The organism is Helcococcus kunzii ATCC 51366, assembly GCF_000245755.1.
GTDB lineage: Bacteria > Bacillota > Clostridia > Tissierellales > Peptoniphilaceae > Helcococcus > Helcococcus kunzii.
In genome coordinates, this window is record NZ_JH601088.1 from 651,299 (window position 1) to 675,879 (window position 24,581).

The following is a 24,581-nucleotide window of genomic DNA, read 5'->3' on the forward strand; positions in this document are numbered from 1 at the left end:
GAAAGACTAACTATTAAAAGTCAAGAGGTATAATTTAAAAAATGTTAAATTTAGTAATGAATAAAAAATAAATAGAAAAATAAAAAGATTCTAAAAAAAGGTATGACAAAAAGACCTAACTAAATTTAGGAAAAACTAGATTAAGCAAAGGTTAGAATTAAACCGTTTTTGCTTTTTAGATTGTAATTTTTTCAAAAGAACCTGTAAATGATAAAGGCTACGCCCGAGCAAAGCTCGTCATTTACAGAACCTTTTTCAAAAATTAATTTACAATTAAGCAAAAACTAAATTTGTACTTGATAAGGTTCATTTTTGGTTAGAACTGCAAAAATAGTATGACAAAGCTTTCTAGCAACAGCATTAGTAGCTACTAAATGATGCTTTCCTTCACTGATTTTTTTCTGATAATAATCAGAAAAAACTGGGTCACAAAATTCAGCTCTAAGAGCAGATTGAAATAAAGCACGTCTAAGGAATGGAGAGCCCCTTTTAGTCATATGATTAGAAGTGGATTCAAATTCTCCAGACTGGGAAATACTTGAGTCAATACCTGCGTAAGCAACAAGCTTTGAAGGATTAGAAAATCTTTTAATATCTCCAATTTCACCTAATATTGTAGCTGCATTAACAGCACCAATACCAGGGATTGTAGTAATTGGAGAATTAAGTTTTTCAAGTAAAATCTCAATTTCTTTTTCGACATCTGAAACTTGATTTTGAATAAAAGAAATTTGCTCAATAAGCATTTTGATTTGTAGGCTGAAAGAATCCATACAGAAATTTACACCAAAAGAAGTAGAAGCTTTCTTAGAAAGTTCTTCAAGTTTTCTAGATGCAAACTTCTTTCTAGAAACATTATCTAAAAAAGATTGTAAATCTTCAGAATTGATATCCTCAAAGTCTGAAGGAGTAGAGAAAGTTGAAAGTATTTCTTTAGAAGTCTTACCAAAAATATTGCTAAAAGAAGAAGCATATTCAGGGAAAACTTGATCTAAAAGAGCAATAGTTTTTCTTTTAAGATCACCAATTGAAGAAACAAGGTAGGACCTGAATCTGGAAAGGTTTCTCAAAGATAAATAATCCTCGTTAGAAAGAGAAGTTTCAACAAAATCTCCATAGCGAAGAAGATCGGCTATTAAAAGAGAATCGATAATATCAGTTTTTCTCTTTCTAATCTCAATACCTTGTCTCCAGCCATCAGTTTGGATTGGATTAATAACACGAACAGTGAAGTTTTTTTGAACAAGATATGAGTATATAGATAGCCAATAATGACCTGTAGCTTCCATACCAATTTCAAGTTCATTTTTGAAAGATTCTAGTTTAAGGATTAAACTTTCAGCACCATCAATGGAATTTGAAAAAGAAAAAGCTTTAAAAATAACCTTTTTCTTATCATCAACTAATGAAGCAACATGAGTATTTTTACCAATATCAATACCTAAATAAAACATTTGAAACCTCATAAAAAAGTATTTTAGATAGACACCTCAAAATCTAATAACGTTACTGCCTTATGGTATATACGAAGTACCCTGGAAGGGTCAACATCTAACTTATTCGTAAACAGCTAAAAGATTAGAGGACTCACTCTTTCAAGTACGAGATTAAATCTCAAGGAGGGAACGAGTACACTCTATCTAATAACAATATTATACAGTAAAACTGAATAATACTTAGTCGAAAAAGGTTTATAGGTTACCTTTAACAACCTAAATACATTATATAAGGAGGGCATAGATGAAGTCGATTGAAGAAATATTTTTAGAATACGGAAATACGGTATATAAATATCTTTTAGCAATTTGTAGAGATAAAGATTTAGCTGAGGAATTATCTCAAGAAACTTTCTACCAAGCAATTAAATCAATTAATAGATTTGATGAAAAATCAAAATTATCTACATGGTTATGTGCTATTGCGAAGAATGTTTATTTTACATATCTAAGAAAAAATAGAAATATTGTTGATTATGATATCAATGACATTATTGATGAAAATATTAAATCAAAATCAACAGAAGAAATTGTAGTAAATAATTTTTCTAAAATTGATATTTTGAAAGCTATTAATAAATTATCTAGCCCTCAAAAAGATGTTTTATATTTAAGACTATTCGGTGACTTGTCATTTAGAGAAATAGGTGACATTTTGGAAAAAAATGAAAATTGGGCAAGAGTAACATATTATAGATCAAAATTATTATTAAGAAAGGAGTTGGAGAATGAATAAAAGAGAATGTGAAATAGTTAAAGATATTCTGCCTCTATACATTGATGGATTGACAAGTGAAGAAACAAATAAATTTGTTGAAGAACATTTAAAAGATTGTGATGAGTGTAGGGAAGAATACATATTAATGTCTGAAAATACAGAACAAAAGAATAATGATAAGAAAATAGTAAATTATTTAAAAAAATTTAAGAAAAGCAAGATGTATTCAAATATATTTATATCTTTATTCTTCCTCTTATTATTAATACCTATAATTATTGGTGCTATTAATTATAAAGAATCCACAAGTTTGGTGAAGAAAGATGATGAAATGATAGGTGTTGCAGTATTTCAAACAGATGAAGATATAGATTTAGAAATAAAAGATCATCCTGTCTTTATGGGGCCTTCAAATTTAATAGATGATGTTATAGAAGGGAAATATGTAAGCACTAAAAATGGACCAAGTATTGAATTTGATAAGAAACCAATAGCATATTATGGGAAATATATCTCAAGAAATAATTTAAGTGATGACGATGATACTATGCTAGATTTTGGAAACGGAAAATTTTATGACATCAGTAATAAAATAAAAATATCAGATACAATTGAAAATTATATAGATTTAAAATTAGATGTTGATAAATCAAATAAAAAAGTATTAGGGGCTTATAATATTTTTAAAAGACCAAATGGTAGCTTTTATGCCATAATGACAGGTAGAGTGATGAATTACACTAAACAAGTAACGGTGCAATTAGGAACTTATAATTACGAGCATAATAAAAGAGAAAATCAATATGTATTTAACATAGAGTTTATACCTAAATAACATTTTTGTGTAAGTCGATTTTATACATATATTACAGTATTAAGAAAATTATGTATAAGCAAAAAAATAATTTATACATAATTTTCTAATTCTGTTTTTTATGTATAAAATTTTTTGAAAATTTGTACACATCATGATTGTTTTACTCGATATATGTATAAGTTGAGAATTTCATTTATACACATATTGATTAGTTCATAGGAGGTATGTATAAAATCCGGAAAAATTTTATACATAGATTTGAGAAATCATCTTTTATGTATATGTGATTTTTTATTTTATACATATTTTACAGGATTAAGGAATTTATGTATAAGGTCATTAAGAGACAACACATTCAGTTAATTTTCTAGACTTGTGTTGTCTTGAGGGAATGGAATTCAACACATTTAGACATTTCATTAAAAGTGTGTTGTCTATTATAAGAAAAATTCAACACATTTGGAAAATTTATATTTAGATGTGTTGTCTCAAAACTAGTAATTTCAACACATTCTTCGATTTTTTCAAGGAATGTGTTGTCTTTTTACGAGGATCATTCAACACTCTTTGTTAAATTTACTAAAATGTGTTGTCTAACCCAACCTGCATTCAACACATTTTATAAATATCTCTAAAATGTGTTGTTCTCTTAATTCGGAAAACAAAATTTTACCCTTAAACTCTCAACGGCATCTATACTTGCTTCTTCCTTAATTCGAAACCCAAATTTCACCCTACAAACCCCTTCATACACATTTTTACCAAAAAATTTAGTAAAAAAAAATCGTACTTAAGCGAGGAATGCGCAGGGCGAAGCCCGAGCCACGGAGCAAAGTACGATTTTTTCCCGCTATCCACTCAGCAAGTACGATTTTTTTATTCTTTTTTATTCTTTTTTATTCTTTATTATTTCAAATACAACACTACTGGGCAGTGATCTGAACCTTCTTGTTCCATATGGATGCTTGCGTCAAGAAGTCTATCTTCAAAGTCTTCACTTACTACAAAGTAGTCGATTCTCCAGCCCACATTTCTTTCTCTTGCTTTTGTGATATATGACCACCAGGAATACATTTCTGGTATGTCTGGATAGAAATATCTAAATGTGTCGATAAATCCTGCATCTAAAAGTTCTGTGAATTTTTGTCTTTCTTCATCTGTAAATCCAGCATTTCTTCTATTTGACTTAGGATTTGCTAAGTCTATTTCTTTATGGGCAACATTTAAGTCACCGCATAGAATAACAGGTTTAGTTTTGTTTAACTTAAGAAGGTAATTTCTAAAATCATCTTCCCAAACTTGTCTGTAATCAAGTCTCAATAGACCTCTTTTTGAATTTGGTGTGTAACACGTAACAAGGTAAAAATCTTCGTATTCAAGTGTGATGACTCTACCTTCTTTATCATGTTCTTCAATTCCTATACCGTAAGAATGGCTTAAAGGTTCTTCTTTTGTAAATATAGCTGTACCAGAATAGCCTCTTCTTTCTGCATAGTTGTAAAATTCATGATATTGTGGCAAATCAACTTCTAATTGACCTTTTGCTAATTTTATTTCTTGTAAACAGATGATATCTGGATCTTCTTGTTCTATGTATTCCATAAAACCTTTATTCATTACTGCTCTTAATCCATTTACATTCCATGAAATTAATTTCATTATTTCTCCTTGCTTTTTCTTAATTCTATTGCTTTCTTATAAATGTCTAATAATACCTTTGCTTGATGAATGTGATCATTATGTTTTGAATAATTCAAAACATTTTCTTTTAATTGTTTTGTTTCTTCGTCGCTTAAATTAATAATTCTTGTAAATAATTCCTTGAAATCTTCTGGTGTATCCCATTGATATCCATTTTGACCTTCTGTAATTTGTGCCTTGTTTGGCTCGTCAAGTTTGATTAAAGCTGGTAATCCGGAAGCCATCGCTTCTAGCATAGAAATGGAATGCATTTCTGATAAGGAAGCTGTTGTGTAATAATCCATAGCATATAGATAATTTGGGATTTCAGTATTAGGTTTTGCGCCTGTTAATATGATTTGATCCTCAAATCCCTTTTCTCTAACTAGTTTAGCAACTTCATCTTCATCTGGACCTTTACCAATTATAAATAATTTAGCTTTATCTTTTGGTAAGTCGGCATAAATCCAGTTATTTACAAGTTCTTTAATATTTTTCTCTTCACCAATTCGTCCAACAAATACAAAAGCTTTAATATCATCACCTAAATTGTATTGTTCTCTAAATTGTTTTCTGAATTTTTCTTTTTCTTCTGTTTTTTGGAACTTTTCAAATTCAACAGCATTGTCAATAACGACAACTTTTTTGTCAACACCAAGTCTATCAACATAGTCTTGTGCTTTTGGGGATGGACTAGTAATGATATCGGCATTTTTAAAGAATCTACTAAAGTATTTTCCTGATAATTTTTTTGAAAATTCTTCAAAATGTCTTAAACCAATATAGAATAGAAATTTATCATATTCGCTGTGAAGAGTGTAAACTACAGGAATATTTTTCTTTTTAGAAACTCGTAAGCCTGTATCGCCAATACCAAATTCGTTTTGAATATGAATGACATCTGGTTCAAAATTTATGGCGATTTTTTCTCTTTCTGGACTTATAGGAAGTGCTAAACGGTAGTTGTAAATTTTCTTTAATAAAATACCTGGCACGTAAACAACATTGTCTTTAATTTCTATTTCTTTTTGTTTTTCAGAGCCAACTGTTACGACTAAAACTTCATGACCTAATTTTTCATAAGTTTCTTTTAACATAACAGTTTGCGTTGCAACACCATTTATATATGGCGGGTAGGTCTCTGTAAATATTGCAATTTTCATATATACCTCCATTTCTCTTAATTATAACATAATTATAAAAAACATACATTATTTTAAACTTATCGGAATATTTTGTATAATAAAAGTAAATATAAAATATGGAGGAGAGCATGAAAATTAATTTAGAAAACAATGGTATTAAATCAGAGATTGAAACATTGGGAGCATATGTAAATACTTTAAGTAAAAATGGTGTTAATATATTTTTCCCAAAATCAAAGATTGATGAAAATGGAACTGATAAATTAAGAGGCGGATCACATCCTTGTTTACCACATTTTGGTGTAAGTAAAAAAGTTGGATTATCAAATCATGGTTTTGCAAGAGATTTGGAATGGAATGTAAAATATCAAAGCGATTCAGAAGTAGTATTATCATTAAAACCAGATGTAGAAAATTGGGAAGGAATGTATGCTGAAATTACTTACTCAATCAAAGATAATTACTTTATAACTAAACTATTAGTAAGAAATGATGGCGAGAAAAGTATAGATGTCAGCCCAGCTTTTCATCCATATTTTAATTATACTGATGAAAATGAAATTTTTCTAAATGGTGAAAAATTTGAAATGAATAGAGAAACACTACCTAATTCACTATTTGTAGATGAAGTCAATTCAATGAAAACCTCAGAATATGTAATAGAAATAGAAAATAAAGATATGCCAAAATTTGTTATTTGGACAAATTTCACAGATAAATATCTTTGTGTTGAACCTACTTTTAATTGGCAAGCACTAGATAAAGATAGAGAATTGTGTGCAATAGAAGCAGGGGAAGAAAAAGAATTTGAATATAGAGTAAAAATTAAATAATTTAATTGAAAAATTGAAATTAAAAAGCTGAGAAATTTTTGTTATTTCTCAGCTTTCTCAATTATTTTTTAACTATCATTTTAGCTAATACATGTGGATTACCACAACCTGTTGTTAAAACTAAATCATCTTTACATATTTTTGATTGAAGATATTCTTTTGCATCTTCAAAATCAGCGATGTATTTAGCATTTACACCATTTTGTATTAATTTTTCAACTAAATCTTTTGAATGTATTGTTGGATCAAATTCTTCTCTTGCAGGGAAGATATCTGTGACAATTACTTCGTCAGAGTCATAAAATGAATCTGCAAAATCATCTAGAAGTGCTTTTGTTCTAGAGAATGTATGTGGTTGAAATACTGTGATAATATTTTTATCTGTAAATGCATCAATAGTTTTTAATGTTGTTTGTATTTCAACTGGATGATGACCGTAGTCAGTCATGATAACTGCACCATTGTAATCACCAACAGTTTCCATTCTTCTATGAAGTGATTTATATGCTTTTAATCCAGCTTTAATTTCTTCAATAGAAATACCGTTTTCGTATGAAGCTATAATTGCTGAAATGGCATTGTAGATATTGTGAATGCCGGCAATATGAAGCTCAAATTCTTCAATTGATCCATCTTTCATATTTAATTTAAATGTAGGATGTCCAACTTCGTTATATTCTACTGATTCCATAAAGTAGTTTGCATCTTTTCTTTCAAGACCAAAAGTGATAACTTCACCTTTAACGTGTTCGATTAATCTATGTGTATTTACATCATCTATATTGATAATTGCTTTAGAATTTTCATCAAGATTTTTCATATATCCTATGAATGTTTCAACTATATGATTTAAATCTTTATAATAATCTAAATGATCCTCGTCTATATTTAAAATAATTACTGTTGAAGGATAGTAATTTAAGATATTTCCCTTAAATTCACAAGCTTCAGATAGTAAAATTTCGCTATTTCCAATCTTAACATTTCCTTCCATCTCATCTAATACACCACCTAATAATATTGATGCATCATTTGCAGAATTAATTAAGATTTTGGCAATCATTGCTGTAGTTGTTGATTTACCATGTGAACCGGAAACAGCAATTGATTTTTTGTAGTTTTTCATAAGGGCACCAAGGAAAACTCCTCTTGTGACAACTTCTTTACCTGTAGCTTTTGCAGCAATTAATTCTTCATTATTTTCTGCAATCGCATCAGTATAGACAAATAAATTTTGATCAGTGATATTTTCTTTTTTTTGTCCTATATGAATTTCAATCCCATGATCTTTTAACGTTTTTAGATACTCTGAATCGCTTCTGTCAGAACCGGTTACATTGTATCCTCTAATTTTTAGGAGTAGAGCAATACCGCTCATACTAACTCCACCTATTCCAATAAAATGGATTTTCTTGTATTTTCTCTCTTCTATATTAAACTCAAACATTTTAAATTCCTTCCAAATAAATATATATAATTATAGCACAATTCTCGGAATCTTAAAAATATACATTTTACTATTGAAAAGATTATTGTATAATTGATATTGAGAGAATAACTTTTTAGGAATGTGAGGAGAAAATGAATAAAGTAATAATATTAGCAGCAGGTGAAGGCACACGCATGAAATCAAACATTTCAAAAGTGCTTCACAAAATCTGTAATAAATCAATATTATCTTATGTCATCGATGCTTCAAAAGAAGCGAACTTTGACGAAATTTATGTCATTGTTGGGAAAAATGAAGAAGCTGTTAAAGATGAATTTAAGGATTCTGTAAAATATATTAAGCAAGAAATTGGACCAGAATTTCCTTATGGTACAGGATATGCTGTAAAATTAGCAGAAAAATATATTGAAGATGAAGACAATATTTTAGTTCTTTCTGGTGATGCTCCTTTAATTAAGGGTAAAACTTTAGCCGATCTTGTACAATGTCATATCGATCAAGAGAATGAAGCTACTGTAGTTTCTGCTATTGTAGACAATCCATTTGGTTATGGAAGAATCATTTCTGATGAAAATGGTCAATTCAAGAAAATCGTTGAACATAAAGATTGTAATGACAATGAAATTTTAGTAAAAGAAATCAATTCTGGCATGTATCTATTCAATGGGGACAAATTAAAATATGCGTTAAATAAACTAGATACAAACAATGTTCAAGGAGAGATGTATTTAACTGATGTCTTTGGAATTTTAGAAGAAGAAACACTAAAAATTTCTACATATAAAGTTAAAGATAATACCGAAATTAATGGAATAAACACGAAATTACAACTAGCTGAAGCTGAAAAGATTATGAGAAAAAGAATAAATGAAGCTTATATGTTAGAAGGAGTAATTTTAGAAAATCCAGAAACAATTACAATTGAAAAAGGTGTTTTAATTGGCAAAGATACAGTTATTGAACAAAATGTAAAACTGCTAGGCGATACTGTTATCGGAGAAAATTGTTTAATAGGTATGAATTCTAGACTGATTAATGCTAAAATAGGTAAGGATGTAATTATCTATTCTTCATTTATTGAAGATGCAATAGTTGAAGATAATGTTGATATGGGACCTTTCGCCAGATTAAGACCAAAAGCACACATTAAAAGCGAAGTTCACATTGGTAACTTTGTTGAGGTTAAAAATGCTATTCTTGGCGAAGGTACAAAAGCCGGACATCTTGCATATATTGGTGATGCAGAATTAGGAAAAAATATTAATGTTTCTTGTGGTGTCATATTTGCAAACTATGATGGCAAGAAAAAGCATAAGACAATAGTAGGAGACGATGCATTTTTAGGTTCAAATGTAAATATTGTTGCTCCTGTGCACATTGCAAATAAAGCATTCCTTGCTGCGGGATCTACAATTACTAGAGATGTAGAAGAAGGGCAATTGTCTGTTGAAAGAGCGGAACAAAGAAATATTGACGGATATTACGAAAGAAAATTTGGTAATAAATAATTTTATTACTTTTGTGTTAAAACACAAAATTCATGTTTAACTCGGTATATATAAATAAATAATTTTTTGGAGGAAAAATGCGAAGCGCAGAAAACGAAGTTAAGATATTTAGTGGGACATCAAATAGAAAGTTAGCTGAAGATATAGCAAAAGAACTTGAAATGGAGCTAGGGGATATTTCAATTAGTCAATTTGCTGATGGTGAAATTTCAGTAAAAATTGAAGAAACAGTAAGAGGAAGAGATGTATTTTTAATTCAACCTACATCAAAACCTGTAAACGAAAATTTAATGGAAGCTTTAATTATCATAGATGCATTAAAAAGAGCATCTGCCCACAAAATTAATTTAGTTATGCCTTATTATGGTTATGCAAGACAAGACAGAAAATCCAGAGGAAGAGAACCTATTACAGCTAAATTAGTCACTGATTTGATTGAAAGAGCTGGAGCAGACAGAGTGGTATCTGTTGATTTGCATGCAGGACAAATACAAGGTTTCTTCGATATTCCTCTAGATCACTTAACTGCTAGACCAATAATTGCAGAGTATTTTGAAGAAATAATTGGTGAAGAAGGTAAGGATGAATGGACAGTAGTTTCACCAGACTTAGGTGGTGTAACAAGAGCTAGAGCATTGGCTGATGTTTTAGGTTTACAAATTGCAATTATTGAAAAATCAAGACCTAGACCAAATGAATCAGAAATTTTAAATGTGATTGGCGAATTTAAGGATCAAAAATGTATCATTATTGATGATATCATTGATACTGCTGGTACAATCGTAAATGCAGCGGAAACACTAATTCAAGAAGGTGCTAAAGAAGTATATATCTCAGCATCACACGGAGTGTTATCTGGACCTGCAATTGATAGAATTACTAATTCTAAGGCAGTTGCAAAATGTATCGTAACAGATACTATTTATCAACCAAAAATTCTTGATAATGATAAATTTGAAATCTTATCAATGGCACCAATGCTTGCAGAAACAATTAGAAGAATCACAAGCTATACATCAGTTTCAGAAATCATGAAAGACAAGAAATAATGTATTTAATAGTTGGACTGGGTAACCCAGGAAGACAATATGAAAAAACAAGACATAATGTTGGATTTGACGTTATCGACAAATTAGCAGATCACTTTGGAGTAAAATTAGATAAATTAAAATTCAAAGGAAGTTATGCTCAAGTTCGATATGAAAATGAGAAAATTATATTATTGAAGCCAGAGACATTTATGAATGCCTCTGGTGAATCTGTGCAACCTTTTATGAATTATTTTGGTATAGAACCAGAAAATTTAATAGTAATAGTTGATGATATAGATATTAAATTTGGTACGGTTAGAATACGTGCAAATGGTTCAGCTGGCACACACAATGGATTAAAATCAGTAATAAACAGAATAAATAATAAAAATTTTACTCGTATTAAATTAGCGGTAAATCAAAAGCCAACATATATGGATCTTGCAGATTTTGTGTTGTCAAAATTTACTGATTCAGAAAGAAAAATTGTTGACAAAGAAGTAGAATTAGCAAAAGATGCAGTATTGGAAATATTAAAGTCAGATGTGAATACTGCTATGAACAAGATAAACTCAATTGAATTGAAAGAATGATTATGGAAATACAGTCATATACACGCTTACAAGAAGCTATTAATGAAAAATATAAATTAATATATGCTCATGGTGTAATAGAGCAAGCGACAGGTCACTTCATTTACAAAACATTTAGTAAAATGAATAGATCTGTTTTTGTGCTGGCTGAAAATGACAGAAAAGCAAGAAAACTCTATGAAAATCTATTAAATAATGGTCATGATGTCAATTATTTCCCTGAATTAGAAATTAATTATCAATTGATGGAAGATTTAGATTTTACAAACAGAAAATTTAGATTAAAAACTATTAAGGATTTAATTGAAGATAAGAAAAAAATAATTGTTTCATCATTGCCTGCGATTATAAAAAAGATAGCTAATAAAGATTATTTTAATCAAAAATCAATATATATAGATTATGAAACTGAAATAAATGTTGAAGAATTTTCTAATAAGCTTGTAAATATGGGTTATCAAAGAAGAAATATAATTGCAGCAAAAGGCGAATTTGCAATTAGAGGGGATATAATTGATGTTTTTCAAGTTCATGAAGATAATCCAACAAGATTAGAACTTTTTGATATCGATGTGGATTCTATTCGTAAGTTTGATATCAATACTCAAATGTCTATTGAGGACATTGAAGAGTTTACTGTATTTCCAATATATGAAAATAGTTTTGATATAGATAATATAGACGAAATTATAAATAATATACGTTTAGATTTACAAAATACAAAAAATAAATTTAGTGATGTTATATATGATAAGTCTCAATTCAAATTTGGTAGAATGATTGAGAAATTAGAATATGAACATGAGGTAGATAATATCGACTTAGCCATTCCATATTTACAGGATGATAATTTCAATATAATAGATTATTTGCCAAAAGATGCGATTATTTTATTTGATGATTTTACTAATATTGAAACCAATTATGAAAAAGTTGAAAACTTTAGAATTACAGATATTCAAGAGAGAATAGAAAATGGTGATCTTTTATCCAAGCATCACAATATTTTCTATTCATTTAATGAAATTCTAAAAAAAATATCTTCATATAAAATTATAAATATTTCAGCTTTACTTAAAAGTTTGAAAAGATTAAAGCCTGATAAAATAATTGAGTTTAACATTAGAGAAAACTTGTCCTATCATGGCAAATTTGATGATTTTATAAGCGATTTAAGATTTTTATTAAAAAATGAATATATCACAAAGATTTTTATTGAAAATATAGATGACGCTAAAAATCTTCAAAAACTGTTAATGGAAAATAAGATTTCTTCAGATATTATTATAGAAAATGAAGAACCAAACCATGATGTAATAATTGAAATTGGTTATCTATCTGAAGGATTTACTTATTTTAAGGATAAAGTTAATTTTATTGCCTATAATCAAATATTCAATAAGATAAAAAAACAAAAATCACGTACAGTTAAAAATAAGGATATTATTAATTATTCTGACTTGGTTAAAGGTGATTTGCTTGTACATGATTCTTATGGTATTGGTGAGTTTGTAGGGATAAAAAATATTGAATTAAATAATATAAAGAGTGACTTCATTGAGCTTATTTATAGTGGCAGTGATAAGTTATTTGTACCTACTACTGATATGAGCATGGTATCAAAATTTGTCGGGAATGGAGATAGAAAACCTGCACTATCAAATTTATCTGGAGTTGAATGGAAAAAGACTAAAACGAAGGTTAAAAAAGCTATTGAAAAAATTGCAGATGATTTGGTTGAACTATATGCTAAAAGAAGTCAAATTCAAGGTTTTAAGTTTTCAGAGGATACTCCTTGGCAAGCACAATTTGAAGATTCCTTTGAATATCAAGAAACTGATGCACAGTTAAGAGCTGTCAAAGAAATAAAAGAAGATATGGAATCCTCGATTGTTATGGACAGACTTTTATGTGGTGATGTTGGTTATGGTAAAACTGAGGTGGCATTAAGGGCTGCATTTAAGGCCATTATGGATGGAAAACAAGTAGTTATGCTTGCTCCAACGACTATTTTGGTAAATCAACATTTCAACACTATGAAAAAGCGATTTGCAGAATTTCCAATAACGATTGATTATCTTTCAAGATTTAAGACTCAAAAGCAAAAACAAGATGTAATAGAAGGATTGAGAAAAGGTAGGATAGATTTTGTAGTCGGTACTCATGCTTTGATATCTGATAAAGTTGTTTTTAAAAATTTAGGTCTATTAATAGTAGATGAAGAGCAACGATTTGGTGTGAAACACAAAGAAAAGATAAAAAAGGCAAGTGAATCAATTGATGTACTTACTTTATCTGCAACGCCAATTCCTCGTACATTACAGATGTCCTTATCTGGCATTAGGGATTTATCTATATTAGATGAATATCCTCAAAATAGGCTACCAGTAAACACTTATGTAATGGAATATGACCCTGTATATATCAGGGAAGCGATATTAAGAGAAATCAATAGAAATGGTCAAGTTTATTTTGTTTATAATAAAGTAAATTCCATTCATAGAATGTATGAAAGATTAATTGAACTCGTGCCAGAGGCAAGAATAGCTATTTCACATGGACAAATGAGTACGAGACAATTAGAGACTATTTTAGGAGATTTTACAGATTATAAATATGATGTGCTATTGACGACCACAATTATTGAAACTGGTATGGATATACAAAATGTCAACACAATTATAGTTTATAATGCTGACATGATGGGTTTATCTCAACTATATCAATTAAAAGGTCGTGTCGGAAGATCGGATAGAAATGCATTTGCGTATTTTTCATATAAACAAAATAAAGTTATGACTGAAATTGCTGAGAAAAGATTAAAAGCGATTAAAGACTTTACAGAGCTTGGTTCAGGCTATAAAGTTGCTATGAGAGACTTAGAGCTAAGGGGAGCAGGTAATCTACTTGGTGAAAGTCAAAGCGGCCATATAGAGTCAATCGGTTATGATTTATATATGAGAATGCTTAAAGAGACAATAGACGAAATTAAAGGAACTAAGTCTAAGAAACGAGAAATCGACATTAAGATTGACTTAAATCTGGACGTTTATATTCCTAATAATTATATTAATGATGAAAATGAAAAAATTAATATATATAAGAAAATATCAACAATTGAAAACTCTCAAGATCATTACAATATCATTGATGAGTTGACAGACAGATTTGGAGATGTACCAAAATCTGTACAAAATATTATTGATATAGCATATATCAAGGCTTTAATCATTGAAAATGACTTCTCAGAAGTTATAGAAATTGACAATAAAGTTTTAATAAAGTATGCTAATATAGAAATTTTCGATTTTGAAAAATTAAAACTATTATCTGAAAAATATAAAGGAAATATGAGTTTTGATTTAGTTGAGAACCCAACAATCATAATTGCAAATGATAAATCATATACAATTAAATTGATTGATTTATTAGAATTAATTACTAAAATAAATAAAGGAGAAATTCAATGAAAAATAAAAAATTAGTAATCTTAGTTTTGTCTTTATCACTTGTTTTAAGTGCATGTGGACAAAATAAAAATGAAACAGGAAAAGAAACTAACACTCAAGAAAGTGCTGGAGAAACAAATGCTAAAAATACTCAAGGAACATTAAAGACTATTTCAGATATTAAAGATCCTGAAAACTTTAGAGATAAAAAAGATAAATTTATGGTAATTGATGGTAAAGAAGTGTCATATGGACAATTTTACAAGTTTTATGACTTATATTCTTCAGTTATGTCTATGAGACAAAATCTTTCAAGAGAATTAGTTAATTTATTTGTTAGAGATAAAATCGTACAAGATGAATTAAATAAAGAAAAAATTGAAGTTACAGATCAAGAAATTGTAGATGAAGTAAATAGTTATATTTCTAATCTTGGTGGTGATGATAAATTCCAAGAATACTTAAGTGTATTAGGCACAGATGCAGAAACATTTAAACAAAATATCAAAAATACTATTGCAAATAGAAAACATATCGAATTATTCAAAAAGAATAATCCTGTGAAAGATGAAGAGCTTAAAAAATATTACGAAGAAAATAAAGATAGTATCGATTCAGTAGAAGCAATGCACATTTTAGTAAAAGATGAATCAAAAGCTAAAGAAGTTGTTGAAAAACTTAAAAAAGGTGAAGATTTCAAAAAAGTATCTGATGAATACTCAATTGACAAAGCTGCTAAAAACAAAGGAGGACAATTAGGTAAAGTATCTAAAAATGGATATGACGCTACATTTGTTGAAGCTGCATTTAAGTTAAAAGAAAATGAAATTTCAGAACCAGTGAAAACTAAATTTGGTTACCACATTATTAAAGTAACAAAAAATAATGTAGGTGTTGATAAAAACAAAGAAATGATTTCAAATACATTAGCTGATAAAGCATATAATGATGATATTACAGCTAAAATCAATAAATTAAAGATTGAATTTTACGATAAAAATGGTAAAGTTTTAGATACTAAACAACAATAGTCGTACATTTTTAAAAAATATGTAAAAATTGACGTTAAAATAAGCTAAAAACATACAAAATGCACATTAAAAGCTTGTATTTGTCAGTTTGTATGTTATAATGAAGTTACAGTTTATGATAACTGATACAAATTAGGAGGAAATTTATGAACAAATCAGATTTAGTAGCACAAATTGCAGCTAAAAGTGGATTAACAAAAGTTGATTCAACAAAAGCATTAGATGCTTTATTAGAAACAGTACAAGAAGCTTTAGTAAAAGAAGACAAAGTACAATTAGTAGGCTTTGGTACTTTTGAAGTAAGACATAGAAAAGCTAGAGAAGGAAGAAATCCTAGAAATCCTGAAGAAAAGATTCACATTCCAGCATCTAAAGCACCTGTATTTAAAGCAGGAAAAACATTAAAAGAAGCTGTTAATAAATAAGAACTTTAATGAACGATCTTAGTGTAAAAACTGAGGTCGTTTTTTTATATTTCCTTAAATTTTTTGGTTGTTTGTAGATTTTTGCGGAGTGGCAGATAGATAAATTTTACGCTATTGAAACTAAATAATAAACTTGTGATTTACATGTGTAAATGGGGAAATGGCGATTACACATGTAAAATGGCCAAAAATCTTACATGTGTAAATAAAGAATCTCAAAATACACATGTAATAATGATATTATAGGGAATTTCCTGATTAAATCGCTAAACTAGAAAAAGACAGGAAAATCCTTAAAAAAACGCGGATGCTATTAATATAAAATAGCACCCACATATATTTATGAATTTATATAATCTCATCAATAAACGATGATTTCTCTACCGAGTTGGTATATAGTTTTTTTGGATAGATTAGTGAAAGGTTTTGTTTCGCTCTTGTCATTCCGACATAGAATAGTCTTCGTTCTTCTTCAAGTACTCCTAATTCTTCATCGGCGCTTTCTGCTTGCATAGATGGAAATTCATTTTCAACAAGATCTATTATATAGACATTATCAAATTCTAGACCTTTTGCTCCATGGATTGTGGATAATGTGAGCAATTGTTGTTTATTGGAGTGATTTTTCTGTCTTTCTTTTAATAGGAAAATTTTATTTTCAAATTCTTTTACAGTTTTAACATCTTTTGAAATGTTAATTAAGGTATCTATTGTTCTATCGATTGAAATCATAGATGAAGAGCTTCTTCTTGCGTATTCTTTTAGGTATTCGTAATAATCCATGTGGTTTATAACATAAAGAATTGCATCGTAGAAGTCTAGTTGTGACAGTTTATCCATTAAATAAGAAAGTAAATAAATTTTTTCTAAAAAGAAGTTATTTACACCTTCACATTGTTTAAGTCTTTCTATGACATCTTCGTTTTGGTTCATAAATTTAATTTGTTCAATAAAATCTCTTCTAATAAATAGATTTAGTTTATAGAAGATTTTTTCAAATAGTTTAATATCATATGTATCTTTTGAGAAATGATATATATTTATGATGTCTTGAATGATTTGATGTGAATAAAAGGCGAATTGGCCGTCTTTGATATAGAAGTCTATATCATCTAACTTTTCAATGATGTTAATAGCAGAAATGTTATTTCTATATAAAATTGCAACTGTTTGGTTATTGTTTATATGTTTTTTAGCTTGTTCTATGACATGTTCTGTTTGTAATCGTGTGTTTTTTGCAGCATTTAGCTCAATAATATTTCCATCTTCTTTTATGGATTTTATAGATTTAGAATATCGTTGCTTATTATTTTTAATTAATTTATTAGATAGTCTAGCAATATTTTTTGTTGATCTAAAATTATCTTGCATGTAGTATACTTTTGCATCGGGATAATTGGCGGGGAAGTTTAATAATTGCTTAGAACTTGCACCTCTAAAGCCATAAATTGATTGATCATCATCAGCAACAATAAATAAATTATTTTTTGGCATAGCAACTAAACTTATAATTTTTAATTGCACATATGATGTATCTTGACCTTCATCTATTTGAATATAATTAAATTTGTTCTGTAAAAAACGACGTGCTTCAATATTATTTTGAAGAATGTTTAGAGCTTCGACAAGCATATCATCAAAATCTATTAGGTTTCTTTGACTTTTAAAATTTTCATACATATTATAAACTTTTTCAAATTCACGAAATACTGATGAATACATCTTTTTATAATCGTTATAGTCCATTAATGTATTTTTTAAGAAACTTGAAACTCTAAAGAAACTCTCAAGCTGTTCATCCGTCATCATTTTATGCCTTATCTGATAAAAGATTTGCTTTACAACGCTATATTTATTGTATTGTTCAGAAGATTCTATTAATTGAATTTTATGTGAATTATATGAAAAAGAACGAACAATACCATAGGCAAAAGAATGAATGGTAGAGAATTTTACACCATTCGTACCATATATATCTAAATATCTTTTCTCCATATCAATCGCTTGAGATTTTGAAAAAGTCATCGCCAAAATATTATTTGGATTTACACCATTTTTTATTAAATTGTGAATTCTAGCAAGCAATACAGTAGTTTTTCCGGATCCTGGTACAGCAAGTACCAATGCAGGACCTTCTTTATGGTTTATTGCTTCTAATTGACTGTTTGAATATTTCATATTTTTGACCTCATATAATATTTTAAGGCATATAGTATATATTTCAACAATTTGTTTAGACAAAATAATTACACTAAAATATTGGAAATTACACATTAATAAAAAATAATATATAAAAAATGAAATTGTTAAATCTACGTAACAATAATGAAAGGATTTAAATTTAAATAAATATTAAAATTAATAGTAAGAAATAATTTATTAATTGTTTCTAATAATTTAAGGAGGAAATTAGTATGTTTAACTATATTAAATTTTTAGGAGGTAGATTTGACAAATAAATTAATAAAAAAAGTTTTTTCATTACTAATTATTGTTACAATGTTGATTGGTTTTCTTCCAATCAAAAATACAAGTGCAAGCCAGGAATATTTTTATGTTAATAATTCAAAAGTAAATGCACATACTGGTACGGTGCTTGTAAATACAAGATTATCAAAGCACGGTAATTTAGTTCATAGAATTGGAGATAAGATTCAAGGTACAACATATTATCAGATTGCATCAAATGGAGCAATGACAGGTAAACCATTCATATGCATAGAAGTTGGTACACAGTTTTCTTCATATAAAACTTATGGTAAAAACGGAAGTAAGTACATTAGGAATGGTGAATACAAAAATGATAAGATACGTGCTTTTATCTCATATATGAACTATAAAGGAATGCATAATTTGCCTACTTTGATGCAGATGTCTGTTTGGGCTTTACTTGGACAAGTTAAGTTGGATAATGGTCAAGCAAATGATATTGTTTCTGAATTTGAAAAAAAGTTTGCAAAAAATTCAAATAGCAATATTTTTAAAGGCGCAAAACTATATCAATATCAAGATATAGCTCATGATGGTCAACGTTTAATATCTTATGATTATGAAAAAATAGAGGAATATGATTTAGACATTCAAAAAGAAAGTGATCAGAGAAATATTACCGACTTAGCAAAATCTTCATATAAATTAGATGAAGCGAAATATGGCATATTTGAAACTAAAGATAATGCTTTGAAAAATACAAATGTGTTAGCGGTATTAACTACAGATAAATCTGGAAAAACAAATAAAATACGATTAAAAAGTGGAAAATATTTTGTGAAAGAAATTTCCGCTCCGCTAGGATTTAAGCTAGATAAAAATGTATATACCGTTGATTTAACTAAAGACAATGTGACACTTAAACTTAAAGATAGTCCAAAATATAATTTACTTAGTATTATGCTTAAGAAAACAAACGAAAAAGGAATTAATCTAGAGGGAGCAGAATTTAAGGTTAACTACTATGATGGGATTTATGAAGATGTGTCAAAATTAAAACCATTAAAAACGTGGATATTTAAAACGGATAAGAATGGACAATTTGGGTTTGAAGAAAAGTTTAAAATTGGTGGAGATGAATTAATAAAAGATGCTGAAGGTAAGTCTATTGGTTTAATTGGCACATATGAATTTATCGAAACAAAAGCGCCGAATGGCTTTAAGCTAAATCATCAGAAAGTATTGTCACATGTAAAGGACGATGGAAATAGGACTTACACAGGTGACGAGGGGACTATATATAACATTCCTAAAGTTGTAAATGAAAGACAAGAGCTTATAATTAATAAAATAGATTATAAAAATGGTCTTAATATAAAAGATACTACTAGTTTTAAGATATTTAACAATGGTAATGATGTTTCAATGCATTTAATTGGAGACAATGGTAAATATATTTATAGTGAAAATAAGGGAAATAAATCTGAAATAAAGACTGATAAATTTGGTAATCTATTTATAAAAGGTCTACCTAATGGAAAGTATGAAGTTTTAGAAACTAAAGCTCCACATAACTACATCAAAACAGATGAAAAATTTACTGTTGTAATGGCAAATAATGATGAGAGATTAGTAATTTCAAATGAAGCCAAGCCTTCAATTTCTACAAAAGCATTTGATAATTCTACTTTGAAAAAGTCACATATGCCTACTGAATTAGTGGAGATAAGGGACAGAGTAGAATACAACAATTTATTATATGGAAAAAATTATACTATTAAAGGTGAGCTAATCGATAAAGCTACAGGTACCCCTTTACAAGATAGCAAAGGAAAAATAACTAGTCAGAAGACTTTTATAGCAAAAAAGGAAAAAGGATTTATTGATTTAATATTTAAGATTCCTGCTAATAAACTGAGAGGAAAAGAAATTGTTGTTTTTGAAGAATTATATAAAGATGAAAAATTATTGACATCTCATAAGGATATAAATGATCAAAATCAAACAACAAAGGTTGAAAATCCTTCAATTTCTACTCAATTTATTGAAAAGACATCAAAGGATAAAATCTTAAATCCTATTGGAAAAGTTGATCTAATTGATATTGTTAAATTTAATAATTTAGTTGTAGGTGAACAATACAAACTTAAATTGACGATAATGGATAAAGAGACTAAAAAAACATTAATCGTAAATGATAAAAAAGTTGAACAAGAAGTAAAATTTACGGCTAATACAAAGAGTGGAAATGTAGAAGTTCCATTACAATTGAATGTATCAAAAATTGCTGGTAAAACGTTGATTGCTTTTGAAGAGCTTTATTATAAAGATGAGTTGATTGCATTTCATAAGGATATCAATGATAAAAATCAGACTATTGAAATTTCTAATCCAACATTAAAAACAAATGCTGTGGATGATATTTCTGGAAATAAGGAGATCATTCCGGAAAAAATGATAACTATAAAAGATGAAATATCATATGATGGTTTGATTGTTGGAAAGAAATATACCATTAAAGGAAAATTAATGGACAAAGAAAATAAAGCTGTTATTAAAGATAAAAACGATAAAGAAATTTTAAGTGAAATAACTTTTGTACCAAAAACAACAAAAGGTAAAATTGACTTAAAATTCACTGTAGATTCTTCATTAGTGATCGGAAAAGAAATAGTAGTATTTGAAGATCTTTATATAGAAAATACATTATTAGTTTCACATTCAGACATTAATGATAAAGATCAGACAGTCAAAATAAAAGAAAAAGAAAAAATAAAAGAAACTCCAAAAACTATTCAACATAACAATCCAAGAACGGGGGATGCCGGTATTATAGGATTCGTATCATTAATTCTAATGTCAATATTTATGTTTTTAATCATAAGAAAATCAAAGAAAATATAGTTTTATAAATAGGGTATAAAATATACGAAAGATAAAAAATCTGGAGGTAATTGTGGATAGACATTCATGTGCGTATAGTGTACCTATATTTTCACACCTTAGTAATCAGAGTATTAGTAAAATAGATGGAATTTTAACTCGTTTAGAGTTTGAAAGAGGTGAGACGATATTTTCTCCTCTTAAACCTATAGGTATGTTTATAGTTGCTAGAGGTAAAGTTAAAGAATATCAAATTTCAGCATCTGGAAAAGAACAATTATTACGAATTATTGGTTCTGGAGGTGTAGTTGGAGAACACACATTGTTTTCTGATGAAGCTCCAGAAACATATGTTAATGCAATAACAAAGACTTCGATTTGTTTATTAAGAAAAGAAGATTTTAAAAATATTTTGTTAGAGAATCCAACAATCTCATTTGAGTTATTAACAGAGTATAATAAAAAACTTAAAGAAACTGAAAAACAAACTTTAACAATTGCAACAGAAAATGTTAATTCAAGGATTGCTTCTTTCATTTTGGATATTGCACTATCAAAGAATGAAAATATAATTGAATTACCATTTGCATTAAAAGAATTAGCTAGTTTTTTAGCTACGACTCCTGAAACAGTATCAAGAAAATTAAAGGATTTAGAATTAGGAGGTTATATAATAAGGAGTGGCAGTAAAATTAAAATAATAGATCTTGAGGAGTTTTCTGAGTATACATCAAAACTAAAAAATGACTAAATTAAAAGGAGTTGTTTAAAATAAAAAAGATAATTTGTAAAAGCCTTTTTTTAATTTTAAAACTTGATTTAAATCAATTTTTTTCTACTTGGTTTATTCTATAATCCTATTGAAAGTAAAAAATTGAGGAGGAAATTATAAAAAAACTAATATTAAATAATAAAAACAAAATTACTCTAATCAGCGGAATTTTAATTATTTTTGCTTTTATAAATCAATGGATTATTAAGAAAGATTTTATTACAAATGTCTTTTTTATCATCAGCTCAGTTATTGGGAGTTTCCCAATTATTCTATCGGCAATTGGCGCGCTTAAAGTAAAAGTAATTAGTATAGATGTTTTAGTTACAATCGCAGTGATTGGAGCGTTTTTTATAAAAAATTTTGAAGAATCAGCTATTGTTATTTTTCTGTATTTATTTGGTTCATATCTAGAACAAAGGACATTAAGGCACACAAGATCTGCAATAAAAGAACTTTTAGATATGTCACCTAATTTTTCATTAAAGGTTAATGTAAATGGAGAAATTGAAGAAGTTACTATAGAAGACATCCAAATAAATGATCTGATTTTGGCAAAAACAGGATCAAAAATTCCGGTTGATGGGAAGATTATTGCGGGAGAAGGTTACATCAATGAATCTAGCATCACAGGTGAATCAATACCAATAAAGAAATCAGAAAATTCACAAGTATTTGCTGGAACTATAGTAGAAAATGGGACTTTTAAAATAAGAACTGAAAAAATAGGTGAAGACACAATCTTTGGGAAAATTATTGAATTGGTTGAAGAATCGCAAGATTTAAAATCAGAAACAGAGAGGTTTATTGATTCATTTGCAAAATACTATACACCAATTGTTTTAATATTATCATTTGTGGTATTGTTAATGACCAATAATATAGAACTATCAATTACAATACTTGTACTCGGTTGTCCAGGTGCTTTGGTTATCGGTGTTCCTGTATCAAACGTAGCGGGTATAGGGAATGGTGCACAAAATGGTGTATTGTTTAAAGGTAGTGAAGTTATAAAAGATTTTAGTAAAGTTAATACAGTGATTTTTGATAAAACTGGTACATTAACTATAGGAAAACCACAAATATCTGAAATTAAATTTTATGCAAATAATAAAGAAGAAATTATTAATCTATTAGTGAGTGTTGAAAAAGAGTCCGATCATCCACTTGCAAAGGCAATTGTTCAAGAGTTTGAGAATAATATGTCTTATAAAACATCAGATACAAATGTCGTAAAAGGTGGTGGAATAATTTCAACAGTCGATGGTAAACAAGTTGTTGTTGGAAATATTTATTTAATGCAAAAAGAGAATATTGAGATAAATGAAGAACAAAAGTTAATAATAGAAAAATATTTAAGCCAAGGAAATTCTACAGTCATAACTGCGATTGATAAAAAAATAGTATCAATAATGGGGATTAAAGACAAGATAAGACCAAATGTCAAAGAAGTTATTCAAAAGATAAAAAATTTAGGAGTTAATAATTTAATTATATTATCTGGTGATAATCAAAAAATTGTAGATTTAGTAAGTAAAGAACTGGGAATGACATTAGCTTATGGTGAACTTTTACCAGAAGATAAATCTAAATATGTAGAGAAAATGATAAAAAAAGATAACATAGTTGCATTTGTTGGAGACGGTATAAATGATAGTCCTTCTTTATCAATTGCACAGGTAGGTATTGCTATGGGAAATGGTACAGATGTAGCAATTGAAAGTTCGGACATTGTTATGATTAATTCGGATATATCTAAACTACCTTATGCATTAGGATTATCGAAGTCTATTTCTAGAAATATGATTCAAAATATCTTCATAGCTTTAGGTACAGTATTTATCTTACTCCTAGGATTAATATTTTCAAATATTATAAATATGTCAATTGGAATGTTTATACATGAGATAAGCATTTTAGCAGTTATCATTAATGGTATGAGGTTATTAAACTACAAAAATAAAGGAGGAAAATAAATGAAACAAGCAATATTACAATTAGAAACATTGACATGTCCATCATGTATGAAGAAGATAGAAGGTGCATTAAAAAATATAGAAGGAATAGAAGAAAAAAGTATTAAAGTATTATTTAATGCATCTAAAGTAAAATTAAATTTTGATGAAGAAAAAATTTCTTTAGAAAAAATAAAAAAAATTATTAACGAAGTTGGGTATGTTGTAGAAAATATAAAGGAAAAATAATTTTTTTATCGAAGTTATTTTAGATTTTCAAATAACAAAATAAGGATAAAATAATGAATTTTGAAAAAGGGAGCTGTTGTAAAATGATTACATCAACTCCTTTTTGAATTAATTAT

18 protein-coding genes are annotated in these 24,581 nt (G+C 28.1%); 13 read left to right on the plus strand and 5 right to left on the minus strand.

Annotated elements, in window-relative coordinates; genetic code table 11:
- Positions 1-284: 284 nt before the first annotated feature.
- Positions 285-1,454 carry an IS110 family RNA-guided transposase gene (locus HMPREF9709_RS02890; protein WP_005397777.1) on the minus strand — a complete coding sequence of 390 codons (1,170 nt, stop codon included), beginning with the start codon at positions 1,452-1,454 and terminating at the stop codon, positions 285-287.
- A gap of 286 nt (positions 1,455-1,740) precedes the next feature.
- On the opposite strand from HMPREF9709_RS02890, the gene HMPREF9709_RS02895 reads away from it, so the two are divergent.
- The gene (locus HMPREF9709_RS02895; protein ID WP_005397779.1) at positions 1,741-2,232 is read left to right on the plus strand and encodes an RNA polymerase sigma factor; all 492 of its coding nucleotides are present in this window, start codon (positions 1,741-1,743) and stop codon (positions 2,230-2,232) included.
- Positions 2,225-3,049: a zf-HC2 domain-containing protein gene (locus tag HMPREF9709_RS09515; protein WP_005397781.1), complete on the plus strand. Its 825-nt coding sequence runs from the start codon at positions 2,225-2,227 to the stop codon at positions 3,047-3,049. Before HMPREF9709_RS02895 ends, HMPREF9709_RS09515 begins: the two co-directional genes overlap by 8 nt.
- An 888-nt stretch (positions 3,050-3,937) precedes the next feature.
- Here the strand turns inward: HMPREF9709_RS09515 and HMPREF9709_RS02905 are convergent.
- Together HMPREF9709_RS02905 and HMPREF9709_RS02910 are read right to left on the minus strand one after the other, a co-directional pair.
- A complete protein-coding gene (locus HMPREF9709_RS02905; RefSeq protein WP_005397782.1) occupies positions 3,938-4,690 on the minus strand; it encodes an exodeoxyribonuclease III in 753 nt (250 codons plus the stop codon).
- A complete protein-coding gene (locus HMPREF9709_RS02910) occupies positions 4,690-5,874 on the minus strand; it encodes a glycosyltransferase (protein ID WP_005397787.1) in 1,185 nt (394 codons plus the stop codon). The genes HMPREF9709_RS02905 and HMPREF9709_RS02910 overlap by 1 nt, the downstream gene beginning before the upstream one ends.
- 110 nt (positions 5,875-5,984) lie before the next feature.
- On the opposite strand from HMPREF9709_RS02910, the gene HMPREF9709_RS09520 reads away from it, so the two are divergent.
- Entirely contained in the window at positions 5,985-6,689 is a 705-nt protein-coding gene (locus HMPREF9709_RS09520) for an aldose epimerase family protein (protein ID WP_005397789.1), read from the plus strand.
- Positions 6,690-6,750: 61 nt separating this feature from the next.
- Here HMPREF9709_RS09520 and murC read toward each other — a convergent pair whose 3' ends face one another.
- Positions 6,751-8,136: a UDP-N-acetylmuramate--L-alanine ligase gene (gene murC / locus HMPREF9709_RS02920; protein ID WP_005397805.1), complete on the minus strand. Its 1,386-nt coding sequence runs from the start codon at positions 8,134-8,136 to the stop codon at positions 6,751-6,753.
- Between the two features lie 134 nt (positions 8,137-8,270).
- On the opposite strand from murC, the gene glmU reads away from it, so the two are divergent.
- From glmU to HMPREF9709_RS02950, 6 genes are all read left to right on the plus strand, one after another.
- Complete coding sequence (glmU, locus tag HMPREF9709_RS02925) at positions 8,271-9,647, plus strand: bifunctional UDP-N-acetylglucosamine diphosphorylase/glucosamine-1-phosphate N-acetyltransferase GlmU (protein ID WP_005397807.1); 1,377 nt, start codon at positions 8,271-8,273, stop codon at positions 9,645-9,647.
- A 77-nt stretch (positions 9,648-9,724) separates the two neighbouring features.
- On the plus strand, positions 9,725-10,696 hold the full coding sequence (locus HMPREF9709_RS02930; RefSeq protein ID WP_005397808.1) for a ribose-phosphate diphosphokinase: 972 nt from the start codon (positions 9,725-9,727) through the stop codon (positions 10,694-10,696).
- Positions 10,696-11,271 (plus strand): aminoacyl-tRNA hydrolase, encoded by a 576-nt coding sequence (gene pth / locus HMPREF9709_RS02935; RefSeq protein WP_005397809.1) that lies wholly within the window; start codon positions 10,696-10,698, stop codon positions 11,269-11,271. Before HMPREF9709_RS02930 ends, pth begins: the two co-directional genes overlap by 1 nt.
- Positions 11,272-11,273: 2 nt before the next feature.
- Positions 11,274-14,741, plus strand: a complete 3,468-nt coding sequence (gene mfd / locus HMPREF9709_RS02940) for a transcription-repair coupling factor (protein ID WP_050855439.1) — start codon at positions 11,274-11,276, stop codon at positions 14,739-14,741.
- Entirely contained in the window at positions 14,738-15,751 is a 1,014-nt protein-coding gene (locus HMPREF9709_RS02945) for a peptidylprolyl isomerase (protein ID WP_005397813.1), read from the plus strand. Before mfd ends, HMPREF9709_RS02945 begins: the two co-directional genes overlap by 4 nt.
- 146 nt (positions 15,752-15,897) lie before the next feature.
- Positions 15,898-16,176 (plus strand): HU family DNA-binding protein, encoded by a 279-nt coding sequence (locus HMPREF9709_RS02950; protein WP_005397814.1) that lies wholly within the window; start codon positions 15,898-15,900, stop codon positions 16,174-16,176.
- A gap of 348 nt (positions 16,177-16,524) precedes the next feature.
- On the opposite strand, the gene HMPREF9709_RS02955 is transcribed toward HMPREF9709_RS02950, so the two are convergent.
- The gene (locus tag HMPREF9709_RS02955; RefSeq protein WP_005397815.1) at positions 16,525-18,354 is read right to left on the minus strand and encodes an ATP-dependent helicase; all 1,830 of its coding nucleotides are present in this window, start codon (positions 18,352-18,354) and stop codon (positions 16,525-16,527) included.
- A gap of 270 nt (positions 18,355-18,624) precedes the next feature.
- Between HMPREF9709_RS02955 and HMPREF9709_RS02960 the strand changes: the two genes are divergently transcribed.
- The 4 genes from HMPREF9709_RS02960 (at position 18,625) to HMPREF9709_RS02975 (ending at position 24,465) form a co-directional block, all read left to right on the plus strand.
- Positions 18,625-21,510 carry a VaFE repeat-containing surface-anchored protein gene (locus HMPREF9709_RS02960; RefSeq protein WP_005397816.1) on the plus strand — a complete coding sequence of 962 codons (2,886 nt, stop codon included), beginning with the start codon at positions 18,625-18,627 and terminating at the stop codon, positions 21,508-21,510.
- Positions 21,511-21,562: 52 nt separating this feature from the next.
- Positions 21,563-22,240 (plus strand): Crp/Fnr family transcriptional regulator, encoded by a 678-nt coding sequence (locus HMPREF9709_RS02965; RefSeq protein WP_005397817.1) that lies wholly within the window; start codon positions 21,563-21,565, stop codon positions 22,238-22,240.
- Between the two features lie 290 nt (positions 22,241-22,530).
- Complete coding sequence (locus HMPREF9709_RS02970; protein WP_261313139.1) at positions 22,531-24,237, plus strand: heavy metal translocating P-type ATPase; 1,707 nt, start codon at positions 22,531-22,533, stop codon at positions 24,235-24,237.
- A complete protein-coding gene (locus HMPREF9709_RS02975) occupies positions 24,238-24,465 on the plus strand; it encodes a heavy-metal-associated domain-containing protein (protein WP_005397819.1) in 228 nt (75 codons plus the stop codon).
- Positions 24,466-24,581: the final 116 nt, after the last annotated feature.

Excerpts from the sequence above, each read along its gene's own strand:
- HMPREF9709_RS02905 (WP_005397782.1), bottom strand. The coding sequence starts at position 4,690 with ATGAAATTAATTTCATGGAATGTAAATGGATTAAGAGCAGTAATGAAT.
- pth (WP_005397809.1), top strand. The coding sequence starts at position 10,696 with ATGTATTTAATAGTTGGACTGGGTAACCCAGGAAGACAATATGAAAAA.
- HMPREF9709_RS02910 (WP_005397787.1), bottom strand. The coding sequence starts at position 5,874 with ATGAAAATTGCAATATTTACAGAGACCTACCCGCCATATATAAATGGT.
- HMPREF9709_RS09515 (WP_005397781.1), top strand. The coding sequence starts at position 2,225 with ATGAATAAAAGAGAATGTGAAATAGTTAAAGATATTCTGCCTCTATAC.
- HMPREF9709_RS02895 (WP_005397779.1), top strand. The coding sequence starts at position 1,741 with ATGAAGTCGATTGAAGAAATATTTTTAGAATACGGAAATACGGTATAT.
- HMPREF9709_RS02930 (WP_005397808.1), top strand. The coding sequence starts at position 9,725 with ATGCGAAGCGCAGAAAACGAAGTTAAGATATTTAGTGGGACATCAAAT.
- murC (WP_005397805.1), bottom strand. The coding sequence starts at position 8,136 with ATGTTTGAGTTTAATATAGAAGAGAGAAAATACAAGAAAATCCATTTT.
- glmU (WP_005397807.1), top strand. The coding sequence starts at position 8,271 with ATGAATAAAGTAATAATATTAGCAGCAGGTGAAGGCACACGCATGAAA.
- HMPREF9709_RS02890 (WP_005397777.1), bottom strand. The coding sequence starts at position 1,454 with ATGTTTTATTTAGGTATTGATATTGGTAAAAATACTCATGTTGCTTCA.
- mfd (WP_050855439.1), top strand. The coding sequence starts at position 11,274 with ATGGAAATACAGTCATATACACGCTTACAAGAAGCTATTAATGAAAAA.
- HMPREF9709_RS02955 (WP_005397815.1), bottom strand. The coding sequence starts at position 18,354 with ATGAAATATTCAAACAGTCAATTAGAAGCAATAAACCATAAAGAAGGT.
- HMPREF9709_RS02975 (WP_005397819.1), top strand. The coding sequence starts at position 24,238 with ATGAAACAAGCAATATTACAATTAGAAACATTGACATGTCCATCATGT.
- HMPREF9709_RS09520 (WP_005397789.1), top strand. The coding sequence starts at position 5,985 with ATGAAAATTAATTTAGAAAACAATGGTATTAAATCAGAGATTGAAACA.
- HMPREF9709_RS02950 (WP_005397814.1), top strand. The coding sequence starts at position 15,898 with ATGAACAAATCAGATTTAGTAGCACAAATTGCAGCTAAAAGTGGATTA.
- HMPREF9709_RS02945 (WP_005397813.1), top strand. The coding sequence starts at position 14,738 with ATGAAAAATAAAAAATTAGTAATCTTAGTTTTGTCTTTATCACTTGTT.